This is a genomic window from Amniculibacterium aquaticum (genome assembly GCF_003852705.1).
Classification (GTDB): Bacteria; Bacteroidota; Bacteroidia; order Flavobacteriales; family Weeksellaceae; genus Amniculibacterium; species Amniculibacterium aquaticum.
This window is the reverse complement of the sequence record NZ_REFA01000041.1, coordinates 1-5,970: the sequence shown is the minus strand read 5'-3', so window position 1 is coordinate 5,970 and position 5,970 is coordinate 1. Positions and strand designations below refer to the sequence as shown.

General features: G+C 37.8%; 5 protein-coding genes. 4 read left to right on the top strand and 1 reads right to left on the bottom strand.

Going from position 1 to position 5,970, the window contains the following annotated elements:
• The first annotated feature begins 185 nt into the window (after positions 1-185).
• The 4 genes from EIY84_RS11365 (at position 186) to EIY84_RS11350 (ending at position 3,028) form a co-directional block, all read left to right on the top strand.
• On the top strand, positions 186-431 hold the full coding sequence (locus tag EIY84_RS11365; protein WP_124643270.1) for a hypothetical protein: 246 nt from the start codon (positions 186-188) through the stop codon (positions 429-431).
• Positions 432-527: 96 nt separating this feature from the next.
• Positions 528-1,337: an enoyl-ACP reductase FabI gene (locus EIY84_RS11360; RefSeq protein WP_124643268.1), complete on the top strand. Its 810-nt coding sequence runs from the start codon at positions 528-530 to the stop codon at positions 1,335-1,337.
• Between the two features lie 210 nt (positions 1,338-1,547).
• Positions 1,548-2,729, top strand: coding sequence for an acyl-CoA dehydrogenase family protein (locus tag EIY84_RS11355; protein ID WP_124643266.1), 1,182 nt, complete (start codon positions 1,548-1,550; stop codon positions 2,727-2,729).
• 50 nt (positions 2,730-2,779) lie between these two features.
• The gene (locus tag EIY84_RS11350) at positions 2,780-3,028 is read left to right on the top strand and encodes a hypothetical protein (protein ID WP_124643264.1); all 249 of its coding nucleotides are present in this window, start codon (positions 2,780-2,782) and stop codon (positions 3,026-3,028) included.
• Positions 3,029-3,093: 65 nt separating this feature from the next.
• Here the strand turns inward: EIY84_RS11350 and EIY84_RS11345 are convergent, their stop codons facing one another.
• Complete coding sequence (locus tag EIY84_RS11345) at positions 3,094-5,763, bottom strand: PD-(D/E)XK nuclease family protein (protein WP_124643262.1); 2,670 nt, start codon at positions 5,761-5,763, stop codon at positions 3,094-3,096.
• Positions 5,764-5,970 lie beyond the last annotated feature (207 nt).

Sequence of the window (5,970 nt, the reverse complement as noted above, 5' to 3'; positions counted from 1 at the left end):
TCTTTTGCATAGAGAAATTTGTAGTTATTTTTCCTCTAATATACTGAATACCAGTCTTTTAAACAAATAATTAACGCCTTTTTTTAAAGGTGTTTATCGATTTTTTTACTTTAAACAAGTTCATCATTTTCATAATTTATTAGCAAATAATCATTAAATTTGAGGTACACTAAAAATTCCACAAAATGAGCACCGAAAACAACAATCTAGAAAATTCAGCACACGATAAAAATTGGGTTGAACATGCCAAAAACTACATTGAAACCCAAAGGGAAAACAACGAAGAGCCCACCAAAGAAGGTTGGTTTGAGATTCTAAAAGAAGATTTGGTCGGCGGCTGGGACGAGATGGTAGAAACCTTTGCCGACACTTGGGAAGTAGCCAATAAAATGGTCGATTCTTTCTTCGGAATGGATAAAGATCAAAAATAAAATCAAAAAAAAGTGGAGAATTACAGCGTGTAATTCTCTTTTTGTTTTGTACACCCAATAATTTCATTATTTTTGTTTTCAAAATATAAAAAGAATATGTCTTACGGATTACTAAAAGGAAAAAAAGGGATCATTTTTGGAGCTCTTAACTCCAGTTCCATCGCATGGAAAGTTGCAGAACGATGCCATGAAGAGGGAGCAGAATTCATCCTCTCCAACGCTCCTATCGCAATGAGAATGGGCGAAATAAACGAATTGGCCGAAAAAACCGGTTCCGAAATCATTGGTGCAGATGCCACATCCATGGAAGATTTGGGAAAACTTTTTGATGCAGCCGTTGCCAAATTTGGGAAAATCGATTTCATCCTGCATTCAATTGGGATGTCGGTTAACATCAGAAAAGGAAAACACTATACCGAATCCAACTACGAGTGGCTAGAAAAAGGCTGGGATGTATCGGCTGTTTCCTTCCACAAAGTAATGCGTACCGCTTGGGAAAAAAACTGCATGAACGAATGGGGTTCTATCGTAGCCTTAACTTACATCGCAGCTCAAAGAACCTTCCCAGAATATGGAGATATGGCCGACAACAAAGCCTATCTTGAAAGTATCGCTCGATCTTTCGGTTTCTATTGGGGCGAGAGAAAAGTACGAGTGAACACCGTGTCACAATCTCCTACACAAACCACTGCAGGTAGCGGTGTAAAAGGACTTTCCGGTCTATTGGGTTATGCCGAAGATATGTCACCACTAGGGAATGCAACAGCAGATGAATGTGCGGATTATTGCGTAACTTTATTCTCTGACCTTACCAAAAAAGTCACCATGCAAAATCTAAATCACGATGGTGGTTTCAGCAGCACCGGTGTTTCCATCAACATTGCTTCCAAATTTATGGAAGATTAATGCGATAAAAAATTACAGCAAGTCTATAATCCGTCCAGAATTGGGCGGATTTTTTTATATTCAAATCAAAGTTTACAGAATTACGAAAAATTCAATACATAAGCACAATGGCAAGTACTCTGCAATTATAAAATCCTGGAATAAAGTTTAAATCAAAAAACATTTCTTCATTCCATCAAAATATATTAAATTCGGGCAAATTAAAATCACATGTCATATTATCCACTCAATACCATTCCGGATTATTATGGAATGGACGCTTTATTAACCGAAGAACACAAACTGATCCGCCAATCTGTAAGAGAATGGGTTGAAAGTTTTGTAATGCCGCAGATTGATGAGGCCGCTCAAAACCACACCGACTTGCCCAATTTGATGAAAGAATTGGGAAAAATAGGAGCTCTCGGTCCGTACATCCCCACCGAATACGGAGGTGCAGGACTGGATCAAATTTCCTACGGACTTATCATGCAAGAGCTGGAAAGAGGCGATTCTGCCGTTCGTTCTGCTGCGTCGGTGCAAAGTTCTTTGGTAATGTTCCCCATCAATGAATTTGGAAGTGAAGAACAAAAGAAAAAATACCTACCACAACTGGCTGCCGGAGAAATGATTGGCAGTTTCGGACTTACCGAACCCAACCACGGATCCGATCCCGGATCTATGGAAACCCATTTCAAAGACTGTGGCGACCACTACCTGTTGAACGGTGCAAAAATGTGGATTACCAACGCACCGCTTTGTGATATCGCTGTTGTCTGGGCAAAAAATGAAGAAGGAAAAGTACAAGGACTGATTGTGGAACGAGGCATGGAGGGCTTTACCACACCAGAAACCCATAATAAATGGAGCCTTAGAGCTTCAAAAACCGGCGAATTGGTTTTTGACAATGTAAAAGTTCCAAAAGAAAATCTCTTGCCAAAAGTAACCGGACTGAAAGGACCTTTATCGTGTCTAAACTCTGCTCGATACGGGATTTCTTGGGGCGTAATTGGTGCCGCTATCGATTGCTATTGCACAGCGGTACAATACAGCAAAGAAAGAAAGCAATTTGGAAAACCGATTGGATCTTTCCAACTTCAACAAAAAAAATTGGCCGAATTTTTAACAGAAATTACCAAAGCACAGTTGCTGTGCTGGCAATTGGGCAATCTTAAAAACGCTCATACCGCAAGTCCTGCACAAATCTCCATGGCCAAGAGAAACAATGTAAACATGGCGATAGAAATCGCAAGAGAAAGCCGACAAATTCTTGGCGGAATGGGCATCATGGGCGAATTCCCGATGATGAGACACGCCGCTAATCTGGAATCGGTAATCACCTATGAAGGAACACACGATGTCCATTTACTGATCACCGGTCTGGACATTACCGGTCTTAACGCATTTGGATAGACGAATCGGTATCGATTTTGGAAAATAAAAACAACAATTCAAAAGAAAACATGGAAAATAAAAATCTAAAAAAAGAACAATGGAAATTCGCATTGACCAAAGGCTTAAGATTTGGATTTTTATTTGCAATCCTCATGGCAATCATGGATTATTTCATCTTTAATACAGAAGACGAAGTAAAAAAAATAGTAGTAAGAAACTTAATACTATTTTTGGTGATGTCCATCCTTTACACTGCTTTGGGATATTTTGAATTCAAAAAGAAAAACAATCTTGATAAATTCCAAAGTCATAAATAATTTAAAAAAAATCCGCTTCAAGACAAAATGAAGCGGATTTTTTTTATGACGATGAAGATAAAATTTTAACTTGACACAAAGTCCAAGTCTGGATTTAGGATTTCCAGTATTATATTTTTTATGGACACCAAGGCATCATCCAGATTGCCTTTTTCAAAAACCAATTCAGCAGGACCACGATCTACTTGTGCAAAACTCCAAATGCCGGTTGAGATACTTTGCCCTTTAAATTCCGGCAATCGCTCTACCACAAACTGATAAATGCAAAGTTGCAAAGCTTGTTTTTTATCTTTATTTCTCAAATAATGTTCGTAATTTTTTTCATCAATTTTTAATTTCAAATTTTCAATTTTTGCAGTCTTATAATCCAAAATTCTCAATTGCCCATTCAACCGATCGATACGATCGATGTATCCGTGAAAATAAACTTTTTGAAGATCGTCCAACGGAAATTCAACACCCTCAAAATAATATTCCAGATCTACAATTTCCAAAGAATTACCATCCCCAACAAGATCGATGTCGTACTGTACAATTTGGTTCACCACTTTGGTAGCCATTATTTTATGAATGTAATTCATCCCGTTTTTATAAAATTCAGGCTGATGTTTCAGTTTTTCAATGGCAAAAGAAAGGGCAGCATCTACATTTTCTTTGGTTTTTAATAAAAATTCTGTGGTCAAAGTTTTTCCTTTTGCCTCTTTATACAAAAATTCCAAGGCAAAATGCACCAGGTTACCGTAACTTCTTTTGGACAGCTCCTCCTCCATTTCTACAGACTCTTTGGTATTCATCATTTTATTCAGATAAAAATCAATAGGATTGTACAAATACGAATTGAGATGAGAAACCGCTACCTTGGACTTCCACTCTTCTAATTGTTGCATTACGAAGGCCGTTTTTTGTACGGTCATCGGTTGCTGATCGATAGGTTCTGAAGAATTTTCGATGATGATGTGATCCATTGTATGTCCGGATTCCACCTCCAGTTGGGTAATAAAACGGCTTTTCTCTCCGGTATTCACCCCGGAAGACATGGCGTTGAAGAGCAGGCTCACCTTTTTGGCATCTTGTATCAAGCGGTAAAAATGATAGGCATAAATACTGTCGTTTTCCAAAAAAGTCTGCAGCCCAAACTCGGTTCGTACATCGTGTGGAAGATAGGTGTTTTGGGTATTTCCCAACGGAAGTTTGCCCTCGTTAACCGACAACATGATGATGTTTTCAAAATTAAGCAAACGGGTTTCTAACAGTCCCATAACCTGCAATCCCTGCAAGGGTTCTCCAATAAAATCGATGGATTCTTGGTTGACCAATTGATGGATCAAAACCTCCAAAGACTCCACATTTAATGGATGCGGATAGTTTTGAATTTGATTTCTGAGAACGGTAAACGCTTTCTCGAAATGGGCGATGTTTTCGTATATCACATCGTCCAAGGGTAGAAATTTCAGTTCTCGGCAATAGGATATCAGCAGCTCGATAAAATCGGATACACCATCGGCTTTCAGCAACAAGGGATAGCAAGAAATGGTTGACAAATAACTTTCTAATATCTTGGGAGAAATAAAAATAATGTTTCTTTCTTCAATAAAATTCTTGAATTCTTGAATGTTAAGTTTTTCATCGTCTGTAAAAGGCAAGGCATCCAAAATGGAGATGATATCGCTGTAATAATACGAACCTGATTTTTTCAGAATTTGTTTTTGAAGGTAAAAAATCTGTTTTATCGCGTTAGAAAAAGCCAAATTTTTCAGGGGAAATCCCATGGTTATATTGATGTAATCGACCATGGAAAGGGTTTCTAAAGTGGCAGGCAACAGATTTTCGTCCAACAAGACCACAGCCGTTTTGGACCATTGATGGTTGGTGAAATTTTTAAAAATTTCCGGCAACACTTTGGCTTGAGAAACATTTCCGGACACTTCATAAACCCGGATGTCTTTTTCCTTTTCAAAATCATTTTCTATCCAATTAAAAGCCCTGGAATCGTTAAATTCTTTCCATCCCTTGTGTTGTCTTAGGAATTTACCCGCCTCTTGCCTATCATCATCAAAATAATACCTATCGGCCTGGAAATAACACAACGCCTTGTCCCATTGCAAAAGGGTTTTCACCAACTTTTCTTCAACGGGAGTTAGGGCATTAAGACCAGCAAAGACCCATATTTCCTTAGTTTTCTCGGCAAAATCAACCACTTTGGACTTGGCTTCAGCATGTATCATTCCGGATGTTGCCCAATTTTTTTCGCTCAATTTCTTCTTAAGTTCGGGTAGAAAACGGTTCATTTTTTTCCAAAAATCCAAAAATTTATTCCGTGGGGTTTCGGATTGTTCGGAAAGATTTTCGGCCCAAATCTTTATGCGCTCTTCATCCAACATAAAATCCAAAACGGCCTTATCATTTTGGGCAAATTTCTGCATATCGTCCCAATCTTTTAACAAAGTTGGAAACCATTTTAGGAAGCTTTCAAAATCTTCAGACGGATACAGATCATGGTACACCTGATAAGCAAAGAGCCACAAGGCAATGCCCGAAAGTTCTTGTTTCCCGGAAATTTTCCTCACCAAATCTTCAATGGTGAAAAACTGTGGCATAAAACCGGAATATTGATTTTCTTTTAAAATTTCTTTGATGAAAATCACCGGTCTTTTTCCGGGCAATATGATGTTAACTTGGGACAAGTCGCTGTGCTTTCCCAACAGATCTTTCATCATTTTATGTAGAAATTTCATACCGTTTTGTGTATTATTTAAAATTGAATATTAAAGTTTGAAAAATAAGAATTTCTTTAGAATTTGGATATAAAAAAAACCGAACTTGTTTAATGTTTCCTAATCAAAATACAACAGAATGCGAGCAGATGAAAATCCCTCCAATGTTTTTCTTTAGTTTCATATCGTATTAATAGCGCTTTAAAGCTATCTATCCAAGCGTTCATT